Below are 20,414 nucleotides of genomic sequence, written 5' to 3' on the forward strand. Positions count from 1 at the left end.
GGGCCGGCACCTGCCCGACCTTGACGTCCGCGCGGTCCGGCCGCTGGGGGCGGGCTACGACCACGCCGCCTACGAGGTGAACGCCGAGCTGGTCGTCCGCCTCGCCCGGACGCCGGACCCGGCACAGGTGGACCGCGAGGCCGCGATCCTGGCCGCCGTGCGTGCGGCGACCGACGTGCCGGTCCCGGAGCCGATCGTGGTGGACCCGGATGCCGGGCTGCTCGTCTACCGGAAGCTCCAGGGCGTTCCGGCGGCGACCCTGCCCGACCCGAGCCGCGTGCCGCCGACCCTGATCGCGGCGCTCCGCCGGCTCATGCGCGACATCGAAGCCATCACCGGCGCGAAGGACGACGACGCGCCGCCGAGCGAGTGGCTCGACGAGGCCCGCACCCACTACGGCGACATCCGGCACGCGATCCCGGCGACCCACCACCGCGCCGTCGAACTGTTCCTGAGCCAGGCGCCGCCACCGCCGTACGCCGGTGAGCCGGTCTTCTGCCACAACGACCTCGGCATCGAGCACGTCCTCGTCGACCCGGCGACCCGGACGCTCACCGGCGTCATCGACTGGGCGGACGCCGCCCGCACCGAGCCGGCCCACGACCTCGGCCGCCTCTTCCGGGACCTCGGCCCGCGACTCGGCACCGTCGACGACCGGGCGCTCTTCTTCGCCCGCTGCACGACCCTGGAGGACCTGCACTACGGGCTGAGCGAGAACCAGGAGACGTACGCTAGGAACGCCCTGGCGGCGCTGGGCCGGGTCTTTCCGTAGAGCGCCACGTTACGGTGGTGTCGTCCGCGCGCGTCGTCCGTGCAGCAAGGGGGCAACAGAATGCAGCAGGTCCGGGGTGTGATCGCCCGCGAGAAGGGCGCGCCGGTCGAGATCGTGACGGTCAACGTGCCCGACCCCGGCCCCGGCGAGGCCGTCGTCAAGGTGCTCTCCTGCGGCGTCTGCCACACCGACCTGCACTATCGCGAGGGCGGCATCAACGACGACTTCCCGTTCCTGCTCGGCCACGAGGCCGCCGGCATCGTCGAGTCGGTCGGTCCGGACGTCTCCGGCGTCGCGCCCGGCGACTTCGTGGTGCTCAACTGGCGGGCCGTCTGCGGTGAGTGTCGCGCCTGCAAGCGCGGCGACCTGCACTACTGCTTCGCCACCCACAACGCGAAGCAGAAGATGACGCTGGAGGACGGCACCGTGCTCTCGCCGGCCCTCGGCATCGGCGCGCTGGCGGAGAAGACGCTCGTCGCGGCCGGGCAGTGCACCAAGGTCGACCCGGAGGCGCGACCCGCGGCCGTCGGGCTGCTCGGCTGCGGCGTGATGGCCGGCATCGGCGCCGCGATCAACACCGGCGGGATCACCCGCGGCCGGAGCATCGCCGTCATCGGCTGCGGTGGCGTCGGGGTGGCCGCGGTCGCTGGCGCGGCGTTGGCCGGCGCGAGTCCCATCATCGCGGTCGACATCGACGCCCGGAAGCTGGAAACCGCCACGAAGCTCGGCGCGACGCACACCGTCGACTCCTCCCGGGTCGACCCGGTCGCCGAGATCAAGCGGATCTGCGCGGAGACGTTCGAGGGCGCGGACGGCGCCGACGTCGTGGTCGAGGCGGTGGGCCGCCCGGAGACCTGGCAGCAGGCGTTCTACGCCCGCGACCTCGCCGGCACGCTGGTCCTCGTCGGCGTGCCGACACCCGACATGAAGGTGCCCGACCTGCCGCTGATCGACGTCTTCGGGCGCGGCGGGGCGTTGAAGTCCAGCTGGTACGGCGACTGCCTGCCGAGCCGCGACTTCCCGATGCTGGTCGACCTCTACCGGCAGGGCCGCCTGGACCTCGACGCGTTCGTCACCGAGGAGATCGGCCTGGCCGACGTCGAAGCCGCGATCGACACCATGCACCACGGCAACGCGCTGCGGTCCGTCGTCATCTTTTAGAGCCGCTCCGCGCAGACGTACGTGTAGTCGCTCGTCGACGACGGCAGCAGCGGGCTGATCGTGAACGTGATGTGCCGGTCGTCGTCGGGGCACTCGGCCCGATCGCCGAGGTTGACCACCTTCCACGCGTTGGGCCGGTCGGCCATCGCCTCGCGGCACGACCGTTCGCCGTAGTTGATCCGCTCCAGCACGCCGCTCGTCGACCGGGACGTCTCGATCACGCAGTCGCCGAACACCAGCGGCGGCGTGCCGTCGCCCGGCTCCGCGCGGGGCACCGTGGTCCGGCTCGGTGTCGGGCGGCTCAGGATGCTCACACCCGGTCCCGGGGTCAGGCCGATCTCCGGGGCCGTGGCCGGCGGGTCATCGGTGGCGGAACAGGCCAGCAGCGCGCCGAGCGCCAGCGTGCCGGCGACGACCGTCGATGCGATTCGCCTCACCCGCGGCACCGTACCAAGCGGTGTCAAAGGTCTCGGGCCGGCGGCGTAACGGTCTCGGCGGCGACTCGCCGCGATCACGAAAGGACACGCCCCGGTCACGGTTGTCGCGCTTGCGCAACGGCTCGGCCACAACGGGAGCGCCCGCCGCGCCTCGTTTGTCCAATGGCGAGAGTGACCACGACATGCGGGGAGGAACGATGAGGCGCAGGACGATAGCGGTCGCGCTGGCGGCGTTGCTGGCACTGGCCGGCTGCACGGCCGGCGGCGGTGACGCGACGGGCCGGGAGGCCTCGGCACCGAACCACTCGACCGCCGAGCGCGACAACCAGGGCGGCGACCGCAACCCGCTCGAGGATCCACAGTCGACATTTGCGGTCGACGTCGACACCGCCTCCTACGGCTATGCCCGCCGGGTCATCACCGAGGGCAGCCTGCCCGACCCGACGATGGTCCGGCCGGAGGAGTTCGTCAACGCCTTCGACCAGGACTATCCGGAGCCGCGCGGCGACGGCTTCGCGATCCACGCCGACGGCGCGCGTCCACCCGCCGCGCACGAAACGGGCGACGACGTGCGCATCATGCGCGTGGGCCTGCAGACCCGCGGCGAGGAGGCGGCCAGCCGCCCGGACGCGTCCCTGACGTTCGTCGTCGACGTCTCCGGCTCGATGGCCGAGCCCGGCCGCCTCGACCTGGTCCGGGACGCCCTGCACACGTTGGTCGACCAGCTGCGGCCGACCGACTCCGTCGCGATCGTGGCGTTCAGCAGCGAGGCGGACGTGCTGCGGGAGATGACCCGCGTGTCCGAGAAGGACGACCTGCACGCCGCGATCCGCCGGCTGCGGCCCGATGCCAGCACCAACCTCGCCGCCGGCCTGACGCTCGGCTACCGGGTGGCCCGCGACGGCTTCCGCGAGGGCACGTCCAACCGGGTGATCGTCCTGTCCGACGGCCTGGCCAACACCGGCTCCACCGACGCCGACACGATCCTGCGGCGCGTACGCGACGAGGCGGCCAAGGAGATCGCCCTGCTCGGTGTGGGCGTCGGCAGCGACTACGGCGACGCGCTGATGGAACGGCTCGCCGACGGCGGTGACGGGTTCGCGGTCTACGTCAGCGAGCCGGACCAGGCCCGCGACGTCTTCGTGCACCGGCTGCCGGCCACGCTCGAGGTGCGCGCGCTGGACGCCAAGGTCCAGGTGACGTTCGACGGGCGGACGGTGCGGGACTACCGGCTCATCGGCTACGAGAACCGGGCGGTCGCCGACGAGGACTTCCGCGACGACCGGGTCGACGGCGGCGAGGTGGGACCGGGCCACAGCGTGACCGCGCTGTACGAGGTGCGGCTCGCCGGCGACACCGACCTGCGCGCGCCGGTGGCCACCGTCCGGGCGCGCTGGCTCGATCCGGCCACGCGCGAGCCGTCCGAGGCGTCCCGCCCCGTCACCGTGGCCGACCTCGACGCGGGGTTCGAGGCCGCGGCGCCCCGGTTCACCGTCGACTACGTGGCGGCCTACCTGGCCGTGGCGTTGCGCGGCGACCGCGGGTCGGCGATCGCCCTGGCCGAGCTGCGCCGGATCGCCGACCGGGCCGCGGACCGCACCGAGGACCCGGCCGTGCGGGAGCTGGCCGACCTGGTCGACCGGGCCGCGTCGCTCAACTGAGGAACGGCGAGGGGCGCTCGACCGTCGTCGCGACCGGCAGTCGGGCGCCCCGGGCCGCCGCCGCGTGCACCGTCTCCATCGTGTCCAGCACGTGCAGGGCGAGCGCGGCCGACGCCCGGTGGTCGCGGCCCTCCTCGATCGCGGTGACCATCTCGGCGACGCCGAGGCCGCGGGAGTTCGCCGACCACGGCGTGCGCAGCGGCGCCTCCCGCCAGTCGGTGTCGGCCGGGCCGCGGACGAGCACCGGTCCGCCGAAGTGGTTGGGGTCGTGCACCGCCAGCGTGCCGGAGCTCCCGTAGAGCTCGATGCCGTGCGGGATGGTCGAGGCCGGCACGTCGAAGCTGAACACGGCCGTGACCGCGGCCCCGCTCGCGAACTCGAGCACCGCGGTCACGTGCGTCGGCACCTCGACCGGGATCTCCCGGCCCTGCGGGGTCACCCGGGTCGGATAGCCGGCACCGGCCGCCGCCGTCACCGCCGCCACCGGGCCCAGCAGGGTCACCAGCGCGGTCAGGTAGTAGGGCCCCATGTCGAAGAGCGGCCCGCCGCCTGGCTGGTAGTAAAAGTCCGGCGCCGGATGCCAGTGCTCGTGGCCGGGGGAGAGCATGAACACCGAGCCGGCCAGCGGCCGCCCGATCGCGCCCTCGTCGACCAGGGCCCGGGCGGTCTGCAGGCCGGCGCCGAGGAAGGTGTCCGGCGCGCTGCCGACGCGTACGCCGTGGTGGGTCGCCGCTTCGAGCAGCTGGCGGGCGTCGGTGACCGTCAGGGCCAGCGGTTTCTCGGCGTAGACGTGCTTGCCGGCCCGCACCGCGGCCAGCCCGACCCCGACATGGGCGGCGGGGATGGTGAGGTTGACCACAAGCTCCACGGATTCGTCGGCCAGCAGCTCCTCGACCGTGCCGGCGGCGGCTATCCCGTGCCGCTCGGCCGCTTCCTTCGCCCGCGCCACATCCAGATCCGCGCAGCGTACGACCTCGGTCTGTGGCAGTCGGGTCAGGTTCTGAAAGTAGATCCCACTGATCCGCCCGCAACCCACCACACCGATCCGCATGGCCGGATGCTAACCCCGGCCTAGGCTTCAGTCATGACAGAGCATTTCGATCTCGTCGTTCTCGGCGCGGGCCCGGGCGGCTACACCGCCGCGGTCCGTGGCGCCCAACTCGGCCTGCGGACCGCGGTCGTGGAGGAGCGCTACTGGGGCGGCGTGTGTCTCAACGTCGGCTGCATCCCCTCGAAGGCGCTGCTGCGCAACGCGGAGCTCAACCACATCTTCACGGCCGAGCGGAAGACCTTCGGCATCAACGTCACGGGCGAGGTGACGTTCGACTACGGCGCGGCCTTCACCCGCAGTCGCAAGGTCGCCGACGGGCGCGTGCGGGGCGTGCACTACCTGATGAAGAAGAACGGCATCACGGAGATCAACGGTCGGGGTACGTTCGTCGACGCGCACACCCTGGCGGTGGGCGACCAGACCGTGACGTTCGACAACTGCATCATCGCGACCGGCGCGTCGACCCGGCTCATCCCGGGCACCTCGCTCTCCGACCGGGTGGTCACCTACGAGGAGCAGATCCTCAGCTCTTCGCTCCCCGCTTCGATCGTCATCGCCGGCGCCGGGGCGATCGGCGTCGAGTTCGCCTACGTGCTGCACAACTACGGCGTCAAGGTCACGATCGTCGAGTTCCTCGACCGGATGCTGCCGCTGGAGGACGCCGAGGTCTCGGCCGAGCTGCTCAAGCGCTACAAGCGGCTGGGCATCGAGGTGCTGGTGTCGACCAAGGTGGAGTCGGTGTCGTCGTCGTCCTCCGGTGTCACGGTGACCGTGTCGTCGACCGAGGGGGAGACCCGGGAGCTGTCGGCCGACAAGCTGATGCAGGCCATCGGCTTCCAACCCAACGTCACGGGGTACGGGCTCGAGAACACCGGCGTGGCGCTCACTCCGCGCGGTGCGATCGCGGTCGACGGGCGTGGGCGCACCAACGTCCCGGGCCTCTATGCGATCGGTGACGTGACCGCCAAGCTGATGCTCGCGCACGCCGCCGAAAGCATGGGCATCATCGCCGCTGAGACGATCGCGGGCGCGGAGACCATGGAGCTCGACTTCGTGATGATCCCGCGGGCGACGTTCTGCCAGCCGCAGGTGGCCAGCTTCGGCTACACGGAGGAGCAGGCGCTGGCGGCGGGGTACGACGTGCAGGTCGCCAAGTTCCCCTTCACCGCCAACGGGAAGTCGAACGGACTGGGTGACACGGTCGGGTTCGTCAAGATCTTGTCGGACGCTCGTTACGGCGAGCTGCTGGGCGCCCACTTGATCGGGCCCGAGGTGACCGAGCTGTTGCCGGAGCTGACGTTGGCGCAGCAGTGGGATCTGACCGTGCACGAGGTGGGGCGCAACGTGCATTCGCATCCGACGCTGAGCGAGGCGGTGAAGGAGGCGGTGCACGGTCTGGCCGGGCACATGATCAATATGTAGGTTCCCTCTTCCCTCGGCGCGACTCGCCGGTAGCGGGTTGACGCTCGGTCGCGGGGCGACTCCAATGCGAGGAGCGTCAATGTTGTCGCTGCCTTGGGGAGGGTCCGATGCGTCGTGCTCGCCGGCGGGTTGCCGTTGTCGGTGTGGTCGGTCTGCTGCTGTCGCTCGTCGCGGCGCCGGCGTTCGCCGACCACACGCCGCTGCCGTCGCAGGTCACGCTGGTGGGCTCGCTCCAGTCGGAGCTCGGCTGCCCCGGTGACTGGCAGCCGTCGTGCGGCGAGACCGGGCTCGCTCCGGTGGCCGGGTCGCCGGGGCTGTTCCGGGCGTCGTTCACGGTGCCGGCGGGCGCGTGGGAATACAAGGTCGCGCTCAACGGGTCGTGGGACGAGAACTACGGCGCCGGCGGCGCGCCGGGCGGGGCCAACATCCCGCTGACGGCGCCCGGCGGCGTGCTGACCTTCACCTACGACCACGCGACCCACCGGATCGTCGACGACGCGCCGCGGGCGTTGGGCGCCGAGTCGGCGGCGCACTGGGTGCGGCGGGGGCTGATCGCCTGGCAGCCGCCCGCGAGCGCGGTGCGGTTCGCGCTCTACACCGCGCCGTCGGGCGGCATGTCCGTGGCCGACGGCGCGGTGGTCGGTGGTGTCGCTGTTCCCTTGGCCCCGGCCGGCGGGTTGCCCGGCTTCGTGGTGCGCGACTTCCCGCATCTGGCCGAGCTCTCGGGCTTCACCGTGCCGGCGTCGGTGCCGGTGCCCTCCGTGCTGACGGGGCAGGTCGCGGTGGCCGCCTTCGACGCTTCCGGCGCGCTGGTCGACGCGACCGGGGTGCAGATCCCGGGGGTGCTCGACGATCTCTATGGTGGGGCCGCCCGGCGGTCACTGGGCGTTGCCTGGTCCCGTGGTGGGGTGCCGTCGTTCGCGTTGTGGGCGCCGACGGCGAAGTCGGTCTCGCTGGTGGTTTCCGGCGCCGGCGTCGTGCCCATGCGGCGCGACCGCGACGGGGTCTGGACGGCGGTCGGCTCCCGGTCCTGGCGTGGGCTGTCCTACGTCTACGAGGTGCGGGTGTACGCGCCGACCACCGGGCGGGTGGAGACCAACACGGTCACCGACCCGTACTCGGTGGCGCTGACGGCCGACTCGACCCGGTCCGTGCTGGCCTCGCTGGCGGATCCCGCGCTGGCGCCGTCGGGCTGGAGCCGGTTGCGCAAGCCGGCCGCGCCCGCCTTCACGGCGTCACACGTCTACGAGCTGCACGTGCGCGACTTCTCGATCGATGACACCAGCGTGCCGGCGGCGCACCGGGGCACCTACGCGGCCTTCACCGACCGGTCCAGCGCCGGCGTGCGGCACCTGCGGTCGCTGTCCTCGGCCGGGGTCACCCACCTGCACCTGCTGCCGGTGTTCGACTTCGCGACGGTGCCGGAGCGGCGGGCCGCGCAGTCGGTGCCCGCGTGCGACCTGGCCGCGCTGCCGCCGGCGTCCGAGGAGCAGCAGGCGTGTGTGGAGCCGGTGCGGCCGACGGACGGGTTCAACTGGGGTTACGACCCGTGGCACTACACCACGCCGGAGGGTTCCTACGCGGTCTCGCCCGACGGCGCGGCGCGTACCCGTGAGTTCCGGTCGATGGTGGCCGGGATCAACGGCGCCGGGCTGCGGGTCGTGATGGACGTGGTCTACAACCACACCACCGCCTCGGGCCAGTCGCCGAAGTCGGTGCTCGACCGGATCGTGCCGGGCTACTACCACCGGCTCACGCTCACCGGGCAGCAGGAGACGTCGACCTGCTGCGCCAACACGGCGACCGAGCACCGGATGATGGAAAAGCTGATGGTCGACTCGGTCGTCACCTGGGCCCGCGACTACAAGGTCGACGGCTTCCGCTTCGACCTGATGGGCCACCACTCCAAGGCCAACATGCTGGCGGTCCGGCGCGCCCTCGACCGCCTGACGCTGTCGCGCGACGGCGTCGACGGCCGGTCCGTGCTCCTCTACGGCGAGGGTTGGAACTTCGGCGAGGTGGCCGACGACGCGCGTTTCGTGCAGGCGACCCAGGCCAACATGGCCGGCACGGGCATCGCGACGTTCTCGGACCGCCTGCGCGACGCGGTCCGCGGCGGCGGCCCGTTCGACGAGAACCCGCGCCTGCAGGGCTTCGGCTCGGGCCTGTTGACGGACCCCAACGGCGACCCGGTCAACGGATCGCTTGACGAGCAACGCGCCCGGTTGCTGCTTTACCAGGACCAGATCAAGGTGGGCCTGGCCGGCAACCTGCGCTCCTACCGGTTCCCGTCGCGGACCGGCGCCGTCGTCTCGGGCGCGGAGGTCGACTACAACGGCCAGCCGGCGGGCTACGCGGCGTCGCCGGCCGAGACGGTGACCTATGTGGACGCCCATGACAACGAGACGTTGTTCGACAACCTGCAATACAAGCTGCCGCAGTCACTGCCGATGGCCGACCGAGTCAGGATGAACACGCTGTCGCTGGCCACCACGACGCTGTCGCAGGGAGTCGGCTTCTGGCACGCCGGCACCGACCTCCTGCGCTCGAAGTCCCTGGACCGCAACTCGTTCGACTCGGGCGACTGGTTCAACCGCGTCGACTGGACCGGGACGTCCTCGACGTGGGGCTCGGGCCTACCCCCGCGCGGCGACAACGAGGCCAAGTGGCCCTACATGCGGCCGCTGCTGGCCGACCCGGCGCTCGAGCCGGGCCCGTCGGACATGGCCGCGGCCAGGGCCGGCGCCGCCTCTTTCCTGCGGATCGGTTCGTCGCCGTTGTTCGCGCTGCCGTCGGCGGAGGAGGTGCAGCGGCGGGTCGCGTTCCCGCTGGGCGGCCCGGCCCAGACGCCGGGCGTCATCGTGATGACCCTCGACGACACGGTCGGCAAGGATCTTGATCGGCGCTGGGAGCGGATCGTGGTGGTCTTCAACGCGACGCCGTCGGCGACGACCCAGACGGTTCGGGGGGCGGCTGGCCGGACCTATTCGCTGCATCCCGTTCAGGCGGGCGGCTCGGACCCGGTGGTCAAGACCGCCCGCCACACGGGAGGCGGCACCTTCACGGTGCCGGCCCGCACGGTCGCCCTCTTCGTGTCCTAGGCGATTGTGCTGGTTCGCTGAGCTGCCGGGGCGCGGCGAGGCGGGTGGCGGGCGTAGCCTCCCTCGCGTGACGGAAGACGAGTTCTTCGCCCTCCTGGCCAAGCTGGCCGACGCATGGACCGCCGGACGATCGACCGAGGCCGCCGACTGTTTCACCGACGACATCATCTACATCGAGCCGCCCGACCGGCAGCGCTACGTCGGCCGCGCCGCCATCTATGAGCTCTCCGGCGGCGACGCGCCGCCGCCGATGTGGATGACCTTGCACAATCTGGCGTTCAACGAGGCCACGCAGTCCGGCTTCGCCGAGTACACGTTCCGCGGCCGCCGCCAGTACCACGGCATCACCTTCGTCTCCGTCCGCGACGGGCGGATCCATCGCTGGCGCGAGTACCAGTACGCCAACGACCAGGACTGGCCGGCCTTCGCGGGTGAACCGAAGCCCTAGCCGCCCTTCACCGTTCGGAGATGAGAGACGCTCACCCGAACTCGACCGGCCCGTAGCGGGTCTCGGCCGCGCCCGTGCCGAGGGCCCAGTACCGGTCGCCGTAGGACCAGTGCCACCACTCCGTCGGGTAGTTCACGAAGCCGGCCGATCGCAGCGCGGCGCCCAGGACGTAGCGGTTCCGGCGGGCGGGCGGCGAGATGTGCACGGCCGCGGTGAAGCAGGCGTTGCCGCTCGCCACCGGGCTGTCGTTGACCGCGGTGCCCATGTCGAGCTCCCGCCCGTCCGGGCCGGCCAGCGTCAGGTCGACCGTGCCGCCGGAGCTGTGCGGGGCGACCGACGGCGGCGACACGAACTTGCTGGCCTCGACGTGCAGCCGCTCCTCGTCCCAGTCGGGGAAGCGGGCCCGCAGCTGGTCCTGGTAATCCGAGAAGTACGCGCGTTGGAGCCGCAGCGGCCGGTACGCCTCCACGACCAGCAGCCGCAACCCGCGCGGGAGCGCCCGTTGCGCCGCCAGCAGCCGGTCGACGGCGCCGGCGCGCAGGCGGGCGTACGCGCCGGATGGATCGGCCAGCCGGTCGTCGACCCGGAGGCCCGGGACGGCGCGCAGGTCGACCAGCGGCTCACCGTTGTCGCCCACGGGCACGGCGGCGACCCGCGGATCGGAAATCAGGATCATCTGGGCTCCAGTCGGTGCGGGGGGACTACCGCAAAGCTCGCAGGACCATGTCCCCGACCCATCCGCACATTGTCACGAGCCGGTAATGGCCGTGCGTGACGACCGCCACAGCCGTACGTCGCTGTCACATTGATCGCCGGCTGTGGCACCCTGGTCACAGCTATGACGGACCTCAATGGCGGTGTGCGGATCAAGGACGTGGCGGCGGCCGCCGGCGTCTCCGTCGGCACCGTGTCCAATGTGCTCAACCGGCCGCATCTGGTCGCCCTGCCGACCCGGCGCCGGGTCAGCGCGGTGATCAGCCGGCTCGGGTTCGTCCGCAGCGAGTCGGCCCGCCAGCTGCGCAGCGGATCCAGCCGCACCGTGGCAATGCTGGTGCTCGACGTGGCCAACCCCTACCTGACCGACGTCGTGCGCGGCGTCGAGGACGAGGTCAACGCGGCCGGCCTGGCCGTCATGCTGGCCGGCAGCGGCGGCCTGCTCGGCCGCGAGCAGCGCTATCTGGAGATGTTCCAACAGCAGCGCGTACGCGGCCTGCTGTGGAACCCCACCAACCTCGAACCGCCGGCCGCGGCGGCGTTCGACCGGCTCGGGATTCCGGTGGTTTTTCTCGATCGGCACCTGGCCCGCACCCACTCCAACGTCGCGGTCGACGACGTCGCCGGCGGCCGGATCGCCGCCGAGCACCTCCTCGCCCGCGGCCACCGCCGGATCGCCGTGGTCGGCGGCCCCGCCACGCTCGCCCAGATCGAGGACCGCCGCGACGGCGCCTACGACGCGATCCGCCGGGTCGACGACGCCGCGACCACCTTCTCGACCATCCCGACCCCCGACCTGACGCTCCGCTCGGGCCGCGGCGCCGCCGACCAGCTCCTCGCCATGCACCCGGCCAGCCGACCGACCGGCGTCTTCGCCGCCAACGACCTGGTCGCCATCGGCCTGCTGCAGGGCCTGCTGGCCCATGGCGTACGCGTGCCCGACGAGGTGGCCATCGTCGGCTTCGACGACATGGAGTTCGCCGCCGCCGCGGCGGTCCCGCTGACCTCGGTGCGGGCGCCCCGCGCGGACCTGGGCCGGCACGCGGCCCGGCTGCTGCTCGCGGAGATCGAGGCCCGCGAAACCGGCGCGCCGATCACCCCGCGCCACCTGCGCTTCGCACCCGACCTCGTGCCCCGCGCCTCCACGGCGATCCGACGCCGATAGCCGAGCCGGCCGCTCGCCTCGCACCGTTTTGTCGTACCTCGCTCGTAAGATGCCCGGGTGATCTCACGAGCCCACGTCGCCGAGGTCGTCCAGGCCTACCTCGCCCGGCATCCGCAGGAGAGCGACCGCCTGCGACCGCTCACGACCGCGCTGGCCGCCGAGGCCGACCTCACCTCACGAAAGACGTTCACGCCCGGCCACGTGACCGCCTCCGCGGTGGTGCTCGACCCCGCCGGCCGGATGCTCCACGTGCGGCACAACGTGTTCAACCGATGGCTCCAGCCCGGCGGCCACCTCGAGCCCGGCGACCCGACGCTGCTCGACGCCGCCCGGCGTGAGGTCGAGGAGGAGACGGGCATCGACCCGGCCCTGCTCACCCTGGCCGACTACGTGCCCTGCGACATCGGCGTCCACGCCATCGCCGCCAACCCCGCCAAGGGCGAGGCCGCGCACCACCACTTCGACGTCCGCTACCGTTTCACCACGCGAGCCGATCCGGAGACGCGGGTCCAGGCCGACGAGGTGCACGGCATCGCCTGGCTGCCACCCGACGAGGTCGACCTCGACTTCCGCCACAAGGTGCGGGCCTGGGCATGACCGTCGACTATGGACGCCTGCTGATCGGGCAGCTCGAGTTCTACTGGGACAACCGCCTGCGGCCCAGGCTCGACGGCCTCACCGACGACGAATACCTGTGGGAGCCCGTCGCCGGCTGCTGGACGGTCCGCCGCCACGCCGACGGCCGGCGCCGCGCCGACGGGCCGTGGCCCGCGGAGCGGCAACCGCCGCCGGTCACCACGATCGCCTGGCGGCTCACCCACATCGCGGTCGACTTCCACACCCGGGTCAGCACGTTCTTCGAGGAGAACGACGACGACGCCGACATGTTCGACCCGCGGCACGTCCCGGCCGACCTGCCGGTGACGGCCGCCGCCGCGACGCGCTTCCTCGACGACGCCTACGGCCGCTGGCACCGCGCCGTCACCGGCCTCGACGCCGACGACCTCGCCCGCCCGCTCGGGAAACGCGGCGTCTACTTCGCCGACGAGCCCATGGCCGCGCTGATCGTCCACGTCAACCGCGAGACCATGCACCACGGCGGCGAGATCGGCGTCCTCCGCGACCTCTACCGCGCCGGTTTCGCCGGCGACACCGCCGGATAGCCGCACCGCGCCACCTGGTCCGCGCCCGTGAACAGCACAATCCCGGCGAGCCCGGTCGGCGTCGGCGACAGCAGCACCACCCCGAACGCCGCTCCATCGCGATAGACCACCACCGCCGGCTGGTCGTTGGCGGTGACCGGGAACATCGCCCACTCGCCGGGCGAGCCCAGCACCGACGCCAGGTAGGGCACACACGTCGCCTTGCCCGCGAACCAGGTCCGCGACGGCACGACCTCCAGCGTCGCGTCCTTGCGCAGCGCCGCCTCCAGCGCCCGCAGATCACCGTTGACGAACGCCGACATGTAGGCAGCCAACTGTGCCCGGGCCTCCGGCGAGGAGGGATCGGACAGCGGCTCCCCACGCGCCGCCGCCAACCGGGAACGGGCCCGCTGCAACGCACTCTTCACCGCCGCCACAGACATGTCCAACATGGACGCCACCTCGGCGGCGGGAAACTCCAGCACCTCCCGCATCAACAGCACGGCCCGCTGGCGCGGCGGCAGCAACTGCAGGCTGGCCACCAACGCCAGCCGCAGGCTCTCGCGCCGCGTCACCACATCGGCCGGATCGTCGGGCAAGGGCTGCAGCCACGGCACGGAGAGATCGACCTCGGCCGGCGCGTCGATGGAAGCGGCCGGCGCGCCGAGGCCGGACGGCAGCGGCCGCCGGGACCGCTGCGCGAGCGCGTTCAGGCAGGCGTTGGTGGCGATCCGGTAGAGCCAGACCCGCACCGACGCCCGCCCCTCGTAGGCCGCGAAGCCCCGCCACGCCCGCAGGAACGTCTCCTGCGCCACGTCCTGCGCCTCCTCGGCCGAGCCGAGCATCCGGTAGCAGTGCGCGACCAGCTCCCGGCGGTGCGGCTCGGCCGCCGCGGCGAACTCCGACGCGTCCATCCTCACCGCTCCAGTCTGGGCCGTACCCACGACGCGAAGCGCGCGATCGCGTCATCCGCCTCCGGCGCGCGCCCGGCCGCCATCTGGAAGGTGTGCTGCTGCTCCGGGAACACGTCGCGCCGCACCTCCACACCGAAGTCCCGGGCCTGCTTCTCCAGCATCCGGCTCTCGTCGAGCAACGTCTCGTCGGCACCGACCTGGATGTACATCGGCGGCAGCCCGGCCAGGTCCGCGTACAACGGGTTGATTGCCGGATCACGCGGGTCCCGCCCGGCGAGATACATCGCCGCCAGCCCTTCCACCACCTCCCGGTAGAAGAACCCGTCGCGCGCCGCGTTGGTGGCGAAGCTCTCCCCGCTGACCGCCATGTCCACCCACGGCGAGATCAGCAGCAGCGCGACGGGTGCCGGCAGGGCCGGTGGGGCGGCGAGAGTCGTGGTCACCGCCAGCCCACCGCCCGCCGAGTCACCGACCAGCACGACCCGATCGAAACCCTGCCCCACCAACCAGGCGTACGCGGCCAGCGCGTCCTCCTGCTGCGCCGGGTACGGATGTTCCGGTGTGTGCCGCTGGTGCGCGATCAGGGCCGGCACGCCGACGGCCTTGGCCAGATGCCCGTACAGCTTCCGGTGGGTGAACACCGACCCGCTCACGAACCCGCCGCCGTGCAGGCAGAGCAACGCGGTGCCCTCGAAGGACAGCGCCTTGGGCGCCAGCCGGAGCCCGTGCTCGACCTCGGTGTAGTCGACCCCGCGCGGCTCGGCGGTCAGGTCGCCCCAGTGGTCGTCGGTCTCCCGCGGCTCAGGCTCGGGCGGCGGGTCGCGCCGGTCCTGGGTCCAGGTCCGGTACATGCGCTCCACCGCGCGCGACTGCGTGCTGGCCATCGTGCTCCTCCTTCTCGGCGCCCTCGACGTTCCCGATACCGGTGTTGACCGGTCGTGGGCCGAGAAGGAATCGGTGCGCCGGCACCAACAGCGCGGTGGTGACCGTCGTCACGCCGGCGAGCGCCACCGCCCAGCGCGGCGCGCTCAGCGCGGCGACCGCGCCGAACACCGCCGGCCCGACGCCCTGCAGCGTCATCAGGCCCGTGGACAGCAGCCCGAACGCCTGTCCACGCCCGCGTTCCGGCACGGCGTCGACGAAGGCCCGCTGCAACCCGAGGGAGTACGCGAACCCGCAGCCACTGGCGACCATCAGCGCCGCGCACACCGCGAGCGGCGGGTCGAACGCGAAGCCGACCGGCGGCAGCCCGAGCAGCAGCACCAGCGGCGCGACCAGCCGGGTCCGCGCCTCCGGGGACACCAGCCGGCCGATCACGAGATGCCCGACCAGCATGCCGAGCGGCGAGCCGGCCATCAGCAGCCCGACCGCGCCGGCCGGGAAGCCCCGGGTCGACGCGTACGCCACCATCAGCGCCTCCGCGCCCACCACGAACGCCGACGGCAGCCACTGCAGCAACAGCAGCCGCCGCACCCACGGGTCGGCCAGCAGCGTGGCGTTGGTCGACCAGCTCTGCCGCACCGCGCCGCCGCCGGCCGTCGGCACCGCCGGCAGGTCGGCCAGCCCGACCCGGACGATCAGAGCGGCCAGCAGGTGGCTTCCGGCGGTCACCAGCAGGGCGTGCTGCGCGCCGAGCGCCGCGACCGCGACGCCGCCGACCGCCAGGCCCAGCAGCTGCGCGCCGCCCGAGGCCATGCTGGTCAGGGAACGGCCCAGGACGTACGCGTCGCCGGTCAGCACGTCGGCGACCAGCCGGCTGGAGGCGCCGTTGAACACGGGCGTGCCGATCGCGACGGCCGCCACCAGCGCCAGCCGGGCCCACGTGGGCAGCGGCGCCAGCGCCAGCGCGAGCGCCGCCAGGCATTCGGCGCCGTAACCGGCCACGATCAGCGGCCGCGGCCGGAGCCGGTCGGAGAGCGAGCCGAACAGGGCGCCGCCGAGCACCTGCGGCAGGAAGCCGATCCCGAACGTGATCGCGGACAGCCAGGCCGACCCGGTGGCGGTGAACACCAGCACGGACAGCGCGACGATGCGCAGCGCGTCGGCGGCGATCGCGATCGTCCGGCTGGCGAACAGGACGCGGAAGGCCGGCACCGCGAACACCTCGCGGTAGGTGGCGGTCTGGGTGCTCACACCAGGCATCCTGCGGCGACGGCTGCCAGGCTGGCCAACGTTACGGCCCACACCGTAACGTCGGGGCCGTGCTCCGCTATCTCGTCGACCAGGCCGACCTGCTGCACAGCCGGTTCGCGCTGTCGCCGAGCTTCGAGGTGGAGAACCTGCTGCGGCTCTTCGACGGCACCGGCCGGCACGGCCCGCTCCCCACGGGGGTGGCGGCCCGGCTGCGTCCCGCCTTCGAGCACCTCCGCCGCACCGACCCCGCGATGCGCGCCCTGCTCGCCCTGCACCACCCGCAGGGCGGCGCCGACTTCGTGGCCCCACCGCCGACCAAGGGGATGCTCCAGACCATCGACGACGACATCGCGGCGGTACGCGCGGCCCCGCTCGCCGTGGCCCGCGCCGAGATCGCCGTCAGCCTGGCCGCCCGGCCGGCCGCCGATCCCGACGCCCGCGCGATCCTGGCCTCGCCGGACGTGACCGACCTGCTCGCCGACGGCCTGCGGCGGGCCTGGGACGCCCTGCTCGCCGCCGACTGGCTGCAGCTGCGGGCGATCTGTGAGCGCGACATCGTCTACCGGTCGGGCCTGCTGGCCCGGCATGGCTGGGCGGCCGCCGTCGACGGGCTGCACTCCCGGCTGCGCTGGCGCGACGGCGGCATCGAGGTGAGCCGGATCGCCGACCGCGAGGTGGTGGTCGGCGGCCGCGGCATGACGTTCGTCCCGTCGGTGTTCATCTGGCCCGGCATCGCGGCGCACTTCGACGACCCGTGGGACCGCTGCGTGATCTACCCGGCCCGCGGCATCGGCGAGTGGTGGGGCGCGCCGGCCGCCCCGCCGTCGTCGGCCCTGGAGGAGCTGATCGGCCGGACCCGGGCCCGGATCCTGGTCGCGTTGCGGGAGCCGGCCAGCACCACCCAGCTCGCCCGCGCGCTGGCCCTGCCGGTCGGCTCGGCCGGCGACCACCTCCGTGCCCTGCGCCGCGCCGGCCTGCTGGACGCCGCCCGCTCCGGCCGCTCGGTGCTCTACCACCGCACGCCCCTCGGCGACCTCCTCGCCGGCGCGGGCGGTTGATCAGCCGGCCCCCGTCACCGTGGAGAGGATGCGCGCTCGGCCGAGCTGAGCAGCTCTCGGGCCTGCTCGGGCGTCGGGAGGCCCTCGCTGTCGCCCGGCGCGGCCACCACGCCGGCCGCGAACTGGCTGCCGAGCCAGGCCGCGCCGCGGGTGCCGACGCCGGCCAGCCGGGCGGCGAGGTAGGCGCCGGCGAACGCGTCGCCCGCGCCGACCGGATCGACGACCCGCACGGCCGCGGTCGGCAGGTGCGCCGGACCGTCCTCCGTGGAGTGGTAGCAGCCGTCGGCGCCGGCCTTGAGCACCACCTCGCCGACGCCCGCCGCGCGGGCCTGGGCGAACACCTCGGCCGGATCCTCCGTGCCGAACAGCACCGGCGCCTCGTCCTGCCCCAGCACCAGGAAGTCGGTGTGCGGCAGCAGGCCGACCAGGGTCTCGCCCACCGGCCGCAGGCCCGGCCGGAGGTTCGGGTCGAGCGCGACCGCGATGCCGCGCGCGTGCGCCTCCCGGGCCAGCCGCACCACCGCGCGCTCCGGACCCTCGCCGAGCGCCGCGGTCAGGCCCGACACGGCCACCAGCCGGGGCGCGACGGCCAGCGCGCGGTCGGCGTCGGCCTCGTCCATCGTGGACGCCGCCGAGCCGGCGCGGTAGTAGTGCACCCGGCGCGCGCCGTCGGGGCGCACGTCCTTGAAGTAGACGCCGGTCGGGAAGCGCTCGTCGACGGCCACCAGCTCGGTCGCGACCCCGAGCTCGGCCGCGGCGGCGACGACCCGGCGACCGAAGGGATCGGCGCCGACCCTGCTGCAGTACGCCGCCCGCGCCCCGGCCCGGGCCGCCGCGGCCAGCAGGTTGAGCTCGGCCCCGGCCACGTGCACGGACGCCGTCGTGCAGCTGTCGAGCGGCGCGCCGTCGGACGGCTGGAAGAGCACCATCGGCTCGCCCAGACCCAGGATGTCGACGGCGGGGGCGGCATTGACCGGGTCGGGCATGCGGGTTACTTTGCCATCTCCCGCACCGCGAGACCACGGTTGAGATGACGGACTTCCCGACGCTGCTCCACGGCAGGCCACTGCTGGCCATCCTGCGCGACGTGCCGGTCGAGCGGGCGGTGGCGCTCGCCGAGACCGTCTGGGACAGCGGCCTCGGCGCCGTCGAGGTCCCGATCCAGACGCCCGAGGCGGTCGCCTGCCTGCGCGCCGTGGCGGCCGCGGCCGCCAACCGCGGCGCGGTGGTCGGCGCCGGCACCGTGGTGACGGTCGAGCAGGTGCGGGTGGCGGCCGACGCCGGCGCGGCGTTCACGGTGGCGCCGGGGCTCGACCTCGACGTCGTCGCGGCCAGCGCGGCCGCGGGCCTGCCACACCTGCCGGGGGTGGCGACGCCGTCCGAGGTGCACCACGCGGTCAAGGCGGGCTGCGGGTGGCTCAAGGCGTTCCCGGCCGCGTCGCTCGGGCCGGGCTGGTTGCGCGAGCTGCGCGGGCCGTTCCCCGACGTGCGGTTCGTGGCCACCGGTGGGATCGGCGCGCACAACGCCCGCGACTTCCTGGCCGCGGGCGCGAAGGCGGTCGGTGTCGGCGGCGCGGTGACCCGCGCGGGCGGGCTCGACGAACTGCTCGCGGCCTTGCGTTAAGGCGTTAAGGCAGCACGTCCTCGCCGGTGCGCAGGCGGCGGCCCCAGGTGAGGTAGGCGACCGCGCCGACCGGCTGCACGAACAGCGCCGGCCACCACAGGGCCTTGGGGCCCCGGACGAGGTGCTGCGGCCGGCGCATGAGGTCGAGCGCGGCGGCGGTCGTGCAGACCACCTCGAACGCGGCGAGCGTGACCACGCCGGCGCGCTGGAACGTGCCCAACCCCGCCCAGAACTCGCGCAAACCGTCGGCCTGGCTCGGGCCCAGCTCGGTGTCGTCGGCCATGTCCCGAACGTACCCCCGGATCGGCCCGCCATCCGCCCGCTCGCGTAGTTTGGTGCCCGATGGCACGCAGCGACCTGGTCCGGCCGCGGTCGTTGGGCGACCCGGTTCCGCTGGCCGCCTGGCTCGACCGCATCGACGCCGTCGACCCGGAGGTGCACGCGTTCCTGCCCGACCCGGGACGCCGCGCCCGCGTCACCGAGGGAATGCCGCTCGGTGTGAAGGACATCTTCCGCGTCGACGGGCTGCCGACCCGGGCCGGTTCCGCGCTCCCGCCCGAGGTGTTCGAGGGCCCGGAGGCATCCCTGGTGACCCGGCTCAGGACCGCCGGCTATGTGGTGGTGGGCAAGACCGTGACGGCCGAGTTCGCCAGCGCGGCGCCCGGACCGACCCGCAACCCGCACGACCTCGCGCACACGCCCGGCGGATCCAGCAGCGGCTCCGCCGCGGCGGTCGCGGCGGGGATGGTGCCGGTGGCGCTCGGGTCGCAGACGCTGGGCTCGGTGGTGCGGCCGGCCGCGTTCTGCGGCGTGGTGGGCTTCCGGCCGACGCACGGGCGGGTGCCGGCGGACGGGATGGTCCCGCACTCGCCGTCGCTGGACACGGTCGGCTGGTTCACCGCCGACGTCGCGAGCGCGGCCACCGTGGCGGCCATCGCCTGTCCATCGTGGACACCGGCGCCGCCGCGCGCGCCGGTGCTGGGCGTCCCGGCGCCGGCCTACCTGGAGCGCGCCGAGCCGGTGGCGCGGGCCGCGTACGACCGGACGATCGACGCCCTGCGGGTGGCCGGCTTCGACGTGCGTACCACTCAATGGTTGTCCGATGTGGACGCGCGAGCGATGTGGGTGATCAACCGGTTCGAGCTGGCCCGCACCCACGCCGAGTGGTTCGGGGCCTACGGCGACCGCTACCGCCCCCAGACCGCGGCCGCCGTCCGCGAGGGTCTCGCCCTCAGCGCGGACGACTACGCCGCCGCCCGACGCTGGCGGCGGGACTTCGTCGCGCGGTTCGACGCGACCGGCACCGACGTCTGGGTCACCCCGGCTGCGCCCGGACCGGCGCCCCGCGGCCTCGACCACACCGGCGACGCCGCCATGTCGGTGCCGTTCAGCGTCGTCGGCGCCCCCGCGCTGAGCGTTCCCGCAGGTCAGGCCGGTGGTCTGCCGCTCGGCCTCCAGCTGGCCGGCGCTCGCGGCGCCGACGAGGCGCTGCTCGCCTGGGCCGCCACGATCGCACCGGTGGTCGCGGACCCGCTATAGTGGTCGGCGATGTGAGCCGCTGACACCACCCGCGCCCGCGACCGAGGCCCTCTGCCCGGCGGGCGAAAGCTC

At 73.4% G+C, this 20,414-nt stretch carries 20 protein-coding genes; 12 read left to right on the forward strand and 8 right to left on the reverse strand.

Annotated elements, in window-relative coordinates; translation table 11 throughout:
* Positions 1-43: 43 nt before the first annotated feature.
* Positions 44-772 (forward strand): aminoglycoside phosphotransferase family protein, encoded by a 729-nt coding sequence (locus O7635_RS23185; RefSeq protein ID WP_278085559.1) that lies wholly within the window; start codon positions 44-46, stop codon positions 770-772.
* A 60-nt stretch (positions 773-832) separates the two neighbouring features.
* Positions 833-1,933, forward strand: coding sequence for an S-(hydroxymethyl)mycothiol dehydrogenase (locus O7635_RS23190; RefSeq protein ID WP_278082561.1), 1,101 nt, complete (start codon positions 833-835; stop codon positions 1,931-1,933).
* On the opposite strand, the gene O7635_RS23195 is transcribed toward O7635_RS23190, so the two are convergent.
* Positions 1,930-2,370, reverse strand: a complete 441-nt coding sequence (locus O7635_RS23195; protein ID WP_278082562.1) for a hypothetical protein — start codon at positions 2,368-2,370, stop codon at positions 1,930-1,932. The genes O7635_RS23190 and O7635_RS23195 overlap by 4 nt on opposite strands.
* A 197-nt stretch (positions 2,371-2,567) precedes the next feature.
* Between O7635_RS23195 and O7635_RS23200 the strand changes: the two genes are divergently transcribed.
* Positions 2,568-4,031 (forward strand): von Willebrand factor type A domain-containing protein, encoded by a 1,464-nt coding sequence (locus O7635_RS23200; RefSeq protein WP_278082563.1) that lies wholly within the window; start codon positions 2,568-2,570, stop codon positions 4,029-4,031.
* Here O7635_RS23200 and O7635_RS23205 read toward each other — a convergent pair.
* Positions 4,024-5,082 carry a Gfo/Idh/MocA family oxidoreductase gene (locus O7635_RS23205; RefSeq protein WP_278082564.1) on the reverse strand — a complete coding sequence of 353 codons (1,059 nt, stop codon included), beginning with the start codon at positions 5,080-5,082 and terminating at the stop codon, positions 4,024-4,026. The genes O7635_RS23200 and O7635_RS23205 overlap by 8 nt on opposite strands.
* Before the next feature lie 33 nt (positions 5,083-5,115).
* Here O7635_RS23205 and lpdA point away from each other — a divergent pair, with 33 nt between their 5' ends.
* The 3 genes from lpdA to O7635_RS23220 all read left to right on the forward strand — a co-directional run bounded on the left by lpdA (position 5,116) and on the right by O7635_RS23220 (position 10,053).
* Positions 5,116-6,504, forward strand: a complete 1,389-nt coding sequence (gene lpdA / locus O7635_RS23210) for a dihydrolipoyl dehydrogenase (protein WP_278082565.1) — start codon at positions 5,116-5,118, stop codon at positions 6,502-6,504.
* A 107-nt stretch (positions 6,505-6,611) separates the two neighbouring features.
* Positions 6,612-9,605 (forward strand): pullulanase-type alpha-1,6-glucosidase, encoded by a 2,994-nt coding sequence (gene pulA, locus O7635_RS23215; protein WP_278082566.1) that lies wholly within the window; start codon positions 6,612-6,614, stop codon positions 9,603-9,605.
* Between the two features lie 67 nt (positions 9,606-9,672).
* Positions 9,673-10,053, forward strand: a complete 381-nt coding sequence (locus O7635_RS23220) for a nuclear transport factor 2 family protein (protein WP_278082567.1) — start codon at positions 9,673-9,675, stop codon at positions 10,051-10,053.
* A 31-nt stretch (positions 10,054-10,084) separates the two neighbouring features.
* Here the strand turns inward: O7635_RS23220 and O7635_RS23225 are convergent, their stop codons facing one another.
* Positions 10,085-10,729 carry a M15 family metallopeptidase gene (locus tag O7635_RS23225; protein WP_278082568.1) on the reverse strand — a complete coding sequence of 215 codons (645 nt, stop codon included), beginning with the start codon at positions 10,727-10,729 and terminating at the stop codon, positions 10,085-10,087.
* A 162-nt stretch (positions 10,730-10,891) separates the two neighbouring features.
* Between O7635_RS23225 and O7635_RS23230 the strand changes: the two genes are divergently transcribed.
* The 3 genes from O7635_RS23230 to O7635_RS23240 are packed head-to-tail and all read left to right on the forward strand — an operon-like array spanning position 10,892 to position 13,095.
* The gene (locus tag O7635_RS23230; RefSeq protein WP_278082569.1) at positions 10,892-11,932 is read left to right on the forward strand and encodes a LacI family DNA-binding transcriptional regulator; all 1,041 of its coding nucleotides are present in this window, start codon (positions 10,892-10,894) and stop codon (positions 11,930-11,932) included.
* Positions 11,933-11,989: 57 nt separating this feature from the next.
* The gene (locus O7635_RS23235; RefSeq protein WP_278082570.1) at positions 11,990-12,529 is read left to right on the forward strand and encodes an NUDIX domain-containing protein; all 540 of its coding nucleotides are present in this window, start codon (positions 11,990-11,992) and stop codon (positions 12,527-12,529) included.
* Positions 12,526-13,095 (forward strand): DinB family protein, encoded by a 570-nt coding sequence (locus O7635_RS23240; protein WP_278082571.1) that lies wholly within the window; start codon positions 12,526-12,528, stop codon positions 13,093-13,095. The genes O7635_RS23235 and O7635_RS23240 overlap by 4 nt, the downstream gene beginning before the upstream one ends.
* Here O7635_RS23240 and O7635_RS23245 read toward each other — a convergent pair.
* The 3 genes from O7635_RS23245 to O7635_RS23255 are packed head-to-tail and all read right to left on the reverse strand — an operon-like array spanning position 13,059 to position 16,130.
* Positions 13,059-13,988, reverse strand: a complete 930-nt coding sequence (locus tag O7635_RS23245; RefSeq protein WP_278085560.1) for an RNA polymerase subunit sigma-70 — start codon at positions 13,986-13,988, stop codon at positions 13,059-13,061. The two genes, O7635_RS23240 and O7635_RS23245, sit on opposite strands and share 37 nt — an antisense overlap.
* A gap of 2 nt (positions 13,989-13,990) precedes the next feature.
* Complete coding sequence (locus tag O7635_RS23250) at positions 13,991-14,872, reverse strand: alpha/beta hydrolase (RefSeq protein ID WP_278082572.1); 882 nt, start codon at positions 14,870-14,872, stop codon at positions 13,991-13,993.
* Positions 14,790-16,130, reverse strand: coding sequence for an MFS transporter (locus O7635_RS23255; RefSeq protein WP_278082573.1), 1,341 nt, complete (start codon positions 16,128-16,130; stop codon positions 14,790-14,792). The genes O7635_RS23250 and O7635_RS23255 overlap by 83 nt, the downstream gene beginning before the upstream one ends.
* A 59-nt stretch (positions 16,131-16,189) precedes the next feature.
* Between O7635_RS23255 and O7635_RS23260 the strand changes: the two genes are divergently transcribed.
* Positions 16,190-17,179, forward strand: coding sequence for a DUF5937 family protein (locus O7635_RS23260; protein WP_278082574.1), 990 nt, complete (start codon positions 16,190-16,192; stop codon positions 17,177-17,179).
* 14 nt (positions 17,180-17,193) lie between these two features.
* On the opposite strand, the gene O7635_RS23265 is transcribed toward O7635_RS23260, so the two are convergent.
* Positions 17,194-18,165 carry a sugar kinase gene (locus O7635_RS23265; RefSeq protein WP_278082575.1) on the reverse strand — a complete coding sequence of 324 codons (972 nt, stop codon included), beginning with the start codon at positions 18,163-18,165 and terminating at the stop codon, positions 17,194-17,196.
* Between the two features lie 44 nt (positions 18,166-18,209).
* Between O7635_RS23265 and O7635_RS23270 the strand changes: the two genes are divergently transcribed.
* Positions 18,210-18,803 (forward strand): bifunctional 4-hydroxy-2-oxoglutarate aldolase/2-dehydro-3-deoxy-phosphogluconate aldolase, encoded by a 594-nt coding sequence (locus O7635_RS23270; RefSeq protein ID WP_278082576.1) that lies wholly within the window; start codon positions 18,210-18,212, stop codon positions 18,801-18,803.
* 4 nt (positions 18,804-18,807) lie between these two features.
* On the opposite strand, the gene O7635_RS23275 is transcribed toward O7635_RS23270, so the two are convergent.
* Positions 18,808-19,086: a hypothetical protein gene (locus tag O7635_RS23275; protein ID WP_278082577.1), complete on the reverse strand. Its 279-nt coding sequence runs from the start codon at positions 19,084-19,086 to the stop codon at positions 18,808-18,810.
* Positions 19,087-19,145: 59 nt separating this feature from the next.
* Here O7635_RS23275 and O7635_RS23280 point away from each other — a divergent pair, with 59 nt between their 5' ends.
* The gene (locus tag O7635_RS23280) at positions 19,146-20,342 is read left to right on the forward strand and encodes an amidase (RefSeq protein WP_278082578.1); all 1,197 of its coding nucleotides are present in this window, start codon (positions 19,146-19,148) and stop codon (positions 20,340-20,342) included.
* Positions 20,343-20,414 lie beyond the last annotated feature (72 nt).

This window comes from Asanoa sp. WMMD1127 (assembly GCF_029626225.1).
Lineage (GTDB): Bacteria > Actinomycetota > Actinomycetes > Mycobacteriales > Micromonosporaceae > Asanoa.

Bases quoted from the DNA above. Each gene is read 5' to 3' on its own strand.
- O7635_RS23275 (WP_278082577.1), bottom strand. From the start codon at position 19,086: ATGGCCGACGACACCGAGCTGGGCCCGAGCCAGGCCGACGGTTTGCGC.
- O7635_RS23265 (WP_278082575.1), bottom strand. From the start codon at position 18,165: ATGCCCGACCCGGTCAATGCCGCCCCCGCCGTCGACATCCTGGGTCTG.
- O7635_RS23255 (WP_278082573.1), bottom strand. From the start codon at position 16,130: ATGCCTGGTGTGAGCACCCAGACCGCCACCTACCGCGAGGTGTTCGCG.
- O7635_RS23190 (WP_278082561.1), top strand. From the start codon at position 833: ATGCAGCAGGTCCGGGGTGTGATCGCCCGCGAGAAGGGCGCGCCGGTC.
- O7635_RS23245 (WP_278085560.1), bottom strand. From the start codon at position 13,988: ATGGACGCGTCGGAGTTCGCCGCGGCGGCCGAGCCGCACCGCCGGGAG.
- O7635_RS23250 (WP_278082572.1), bottom strand. From the start codon at position 14,872: ATGGCCAGCACGCAGTCGCGCGCGGTGGAGCGCATGTACCGGACCTGG.
- O7635_RS23240 (WP_278082571.1), top strand. From the start codon at position 12,526: ATGACCGTCGACTATGGACGCCTGCTGATCGGGCAGCTCGAGTTCTAC.
- pulA (WP_278082566.1), top strand. From the start codon at position 6,612: ATGCGTCGTGCTCGCCGGCGGGTTGCCGTTGTCGGTGTGGTCGGTCTG.
- O7635_RS23280 (WP_278082578.1), top strand. From the start codon at position 19,146: ATGGCACGCAGCGACCTGGTCCGGCCGCGGTCGTTGGGCGACCCGGTT.
- lpdA (WP_278082565.1), top strand. From the start codon at position 5,116: ATGACAGAGCATTTCGATCTCGTCGTTCTCGGCGCGGGCCCGGGCGGC.
- O7635_RS23230 (WP_278082569.1), top strand. From the start codon at position 10,892: ATGACGGACCTCAATGGCGGTGTGCGGATCAAGGACGTGGCGGCGGCC.
- O7635_RS23200 (WP_278082563.1), top strand. From the start codon at position 2,568: ATGAGGCGCAGGACGATAGCGGTCGCGCTGGCGGCGTTGCTGGCACTG.
- O7635_RS23205 (WP_278082564.1), bottom strand. From the start codon at position 5,082: ATGCGGATCGGTGTGGTGGGTTGCGGGCGGATCAGTGGGATCTACTTT.
- O7635_RS23225 (WP_278082568.1), bottom strand. From the start codon at position 10,729: ATGATCCTGATTTCCGATCCGCGGGTCGCCGCCGTGCCCGTGGGCGAC.
- O7635_RS23270 (WP_278082576.1), top strand. From the start codon at position 18,210: ATGACGGACTTCCCGACGCTGCTCCACGGCAGGCCACTGCTGGCCATC.